Source organism: Emticicia sp., from assembly GCF_049241225.1.
Taxonomy (GTDB): Bacteria; Bacteroidota; Bacteroidia; order Cytophagales; family Spirosomataceae; genus Emticicia.
Map to the genome: position 1 here is coordinate 1 of NZ_JBMLRC010000386.1, position 4,150 is coordinate 4,150.

General features: G+C 37.3%; 3 protein-coding genes. All 3 read left to right on the plus strand.

The genetic code is table 11. The features are described 5' to 3' along the window. On the plus strand, positions 1–1,005 hold a 1,005-nt coding region (locus tag ACOVO2_RS20195), incomplete at its 5' end, for a CHAT domain-containing protein (protein ID WP_421771713.1). Between the two features lie 34 nt (positions 1,006–1,039). Continuing rightward, positions 1,040–1,630, plus strand: coding sequence for a hypothetical protein (locus ACOVO2_RS20200; protein WP_421771714.1), 591 nt, complete (start codon positions 1,040–1,042; stop codon positions 1,628–1,630). Positions 1,631–1,716: 86 nt separating this feature from the next. Next, on the plus strand, positions 1,717–4,150 hold a 2,434-nt coding region (locus tag ACOVO2_RS20205; RefSeq protein WP_421771715.1), incomplete at its 3' end, for a WD40/YVTN/BNR-like repeat-containing protein.

Consider the following 4,150-nt stretch of genomic DNA (forward strand, 5'->3'; position numbering starts at 1 on the left):
TTAGCCAATTCGCCACAAGGCAAAAAATATAATGCACAAGCTCTCTCAGCCGAACTTTACGATGTTTTAATAAAACCCATTGAAAAAGCAATTGAAGGAAAAAAACGCCTCATCATCATCCGAGATGCCGAACTAAATTATCTACCTTTTGAGGTGTTGGCGAAGCAAAAAGATGATTATTTACTAAAAAAATACATCATAAGCTATGCTTATTCGGCATCACTTTTATTACCAGTTAAGCGTGAACAAAAGCAGGGTTCGGGTTTATTAGGTTTTGCACCGTTTGCTAATAATAGCTTTCAGCAAAGTTTATTTAGAGATAAAAATCTGGGGCAATTGCCAAAATCAGGTAGTGAAGTTGAAAAAATTGGTGGCGATATTTACCTCGAAGATGAAGCCACCAAGAAACGTTTTTATGAAACTTACCGCAATAAGAATGTTATTCATTTTGCCACTCACGCCACTACAGACGATACCGACCCACTGAAATCGTTTATTGCGTTTTACCCAGACAGTGCTGATTATAAGCTATTTACAAATGAACTTTACGATTTAGACCTCAGAAATACAAGCCTTGTGATGCTTTCGGCGTGCGAAACTGGTGCGGGTAAACTTCAAAAAGGTGAAGGAGTTATGTCGCTCTCACGAGCATTTACTTACGCAGGAGCAAAGGCCGTAATAACCACCCTCTGGAACGCCCACGACGAAGCCTCAGCCTATATATCCGAACGATTCTACAAACACCTAAAAGGCGGCATAAAAACCGACGAAGCCCTCCGACAAGCCAAATTAGATTTCTTGAGTTCTGATTTAGCTCTTCGCTACGAACACCCCTACTATTGGGCAAATTTCATTTTGATTGGCCCCGCCGAAACGATTGATTTTGGTACTAATTGGTGGGTTTGGGGTTTCTCAATAATTTTTCTTCTTTTTTTGATTTTCATGGTTACAAAGTTTCGTGGTAAAAGTATATCTCCAAAACAAGCAGAAACCCGAAACGGCTGAAAGGAAGTAGGGGAGATATTTTACTTACATTATCATGAAAGCACATTTTTTTAAAATTCTTGTATGTAGTTTCATTGTTTTCACTTTCATAGCATGTGGTGAACAAGAATCGTTAAATGTAGAACCAAAATTTGAAAAGAATATCGAAAAATTTCATTCAAATACACGGGAAGCTATGGCTCCAACACCTACAATACCTCAAAATTTCGTTTGTAGAAAATGTAAAATTTATCCAAATAATTTTACCGTGACTTTTAGCACTGGAACAAGTTCACCATTTATGAATGCCTTAAATGACAGAATTGCTTGCCTTTTGTATAATGCACCAATGACAAATCTACAATCTGGTAGTTGGCGGCAGTATCTCACACTTTCATCAATTTATACATCAACTCCAACATTTTTTGATGAACAAATCAATATTTATTATGACTCACAAACGTCTGTTATTTTAAATTTAGCTCAAATAGATGCACTTGCTCAAGGGTTTATAAACACTATTAAACAAAGAGATTTATATATAGGGGTTAATCAAAAATTTAGATGTATCAAAATCAATCAAATTGATACAGGATGTTGTAGTGACGTATTTGTCTTTTATGATTATACTTACGGAACAATTTAAAATTTTTAATATTTCATTACAAATCCACACCTCAAAAGTATATGGTTGAAAAATTCAGTTTTTTCAACCATATTTTTTATGCAACAATGAAAAAAATACTCTATTTACTCACTGTTTTGATTTCCTTTTCGATAAATGCACAGCAAATTGAAGAAAAAAATCATTTTGAGACTTCCTCCTCGACTCCTTCAAAATCTTATTACCTGCAATCATTTAAAGACCCTTTAACTGGAGAGGCAAATTATAATAATATACAGGAGGCTCATCAATTTATTTACGAAAAATACTTTAAACCTTCTAAAAATGGACGTATTGATGCAGCATTTCCATACATTGAATGGGAGCATAGAGGACCTAATAATTTTGCTGGTAGAATAGAAAGAGTTATGGTTGACCCTAATGTTACAAGTACTGCAAAAGTATGGGCTGGCTCAAATACAGGAGGTTTGTATTATAACAATGACTATAAAAATCCAAATTCAAACTGGATTGAAATAGATAGGCTAACCGGACCCAACGGAATTTATGATATTACCTATAATCAATCTAATACTCAACATTATTATTGCAGTGCATGGGGGGGAATCTACCGTTCAACAAATGCAGGGGTCGATTGGTCGTTGATTCCAAACGCACCTGCTGCAAATGAATTGCTTATAGTAAGTAATTCAGAAATGTATAGTGCCTCTTTTACGCAAGGGGTCATGAAATCAATAGACGGCGGAAATACATGGATTCCCATCTTAAAACCCTCTACAAGTATCGGGATTAGTGGTTTAGGTTCAACATTTACTAATGTGTTTCATGCCATTAAGAAAGCAACCGACGGAACATTGTTTGCAATCTCTCAGACTGGTGTAGTTTTCAAATCGACGAATGGTGGTGTAAACTGGACAATGATTTGGTCAAGAACTACAAATAATTCAATAGTAAGTCATTTAGAGATAGCTCGTTCAACAAGTGGAGCTAACCAAGTAATTTATATTTTAGTTGGGGATGGTTTGGGGGCCGCAACTGACGGTCTTTTCAAATCAATAGATGGGGGAATAACTTGGACTCAGAAAAGAATGGTTAATTTGTCTAATCCAATTCGCTTAGCACCTGGTTGGTGGCAGTACACCCTCAATTCTGTATTAAAAATTCATCCGAATGACCCAAATACAATTTTTGTAGGAACTTTAGGGCTATGGCGGAGTACTGATAGCGGCGATAATTGGGACAGTTTTGCAAATCAGAGCGGTGCGTCATCTCCGGCAGGAAATGCAGATTATCATGATATTGATTTCTTTTCAAATAATAATGAAATTTTGATTGGGCATGACCAAGGTGCATTTATTGTGAATGACATCAATACTGCTGTTGTTGTAGTAAATAGTGCTGGTCCTCCTCCTGCAATTTATCGTTATTGGAATTCAAGTGCTTCATATAATTACAAGTTGTTATCTTCTACACAAGTTCATTGGGGGGCTTTAAGACAGATAGCCAATGATAACGTTTTTTGTGCTGCCACTCAAGACCAAAACTCACTTCAGTTAAGTGGCACTGGAGTTGGTTCTGCTACAAAACTTGCAAATAATGAAGGCTGTTGGGCAAAATTTGATGATGACCAACCTAACATTCTACTTTATACAAGCATGGGGAGTGTTCACCTATATGTGAAAGACTTGAACACTAACTCAAGTCTCAATATTACTGCAGGTTCAGCTTCTTTACCTTCATTGCCAAATTGGTCTACCTATTTTGGGGGTGGAAATAATGCCTCACGAGACTATAATTCATTAACAAATACTGCTTATGCAGCACATATTGTTGACTCGTCGGTTCCAGGTCGAGTTTGGTTTAGAAAAGTTTCGAATATAAACCCAGTTGCTAGTGCTGGTCGGAATGTTGTTACTGATTTTTATATTGATGGCATATTTGCCAAAAACGGTACGACCTCTATTTATGGCGATGACCTTCTGCAAAGACCAATAAGAATCAGGCTCGGTAAAACCCCTGGAGTTATGTTTGTTTCAGGTTATAGTGGTGGCATAGGTAGTGCGGCTGGGGGCGTACTGTATAAAGTTACAAATATAGATGACCCTAACCCAACAAACAGAATCGCTACCAGAATCAATATAAATGGTGCACCAAATTCCGATTGGGCCTTAATGCCTAATCATATTGCTGTTGGTGCAAATGATAATCAAATACTCGTGACAATTTGGGCAAATGGGGCTGTTCCGACCATTTTTTATACAAATAACGGGGGTGTCAACTGGCAGGATTTAAAGAAAATCTCAGGTACAACAACATTAACGGGTTTTCCGAGGACACTTGGGGCTTTTGCAGGAGAATTTAATCCACTCAATTACAATCAAATGATACTAACTACTGATGCCGGAGTTTGGACTTGTGATGATATTTCTTTGGCAATACCTCAGTGGCAATTGACTAACGCTAAGTTTGCTAATGTTCCACTTCGCAATATCGAAATTCGCCCATCCGACGGTACAGTGATGGTGGCAACTTATGGTCGAG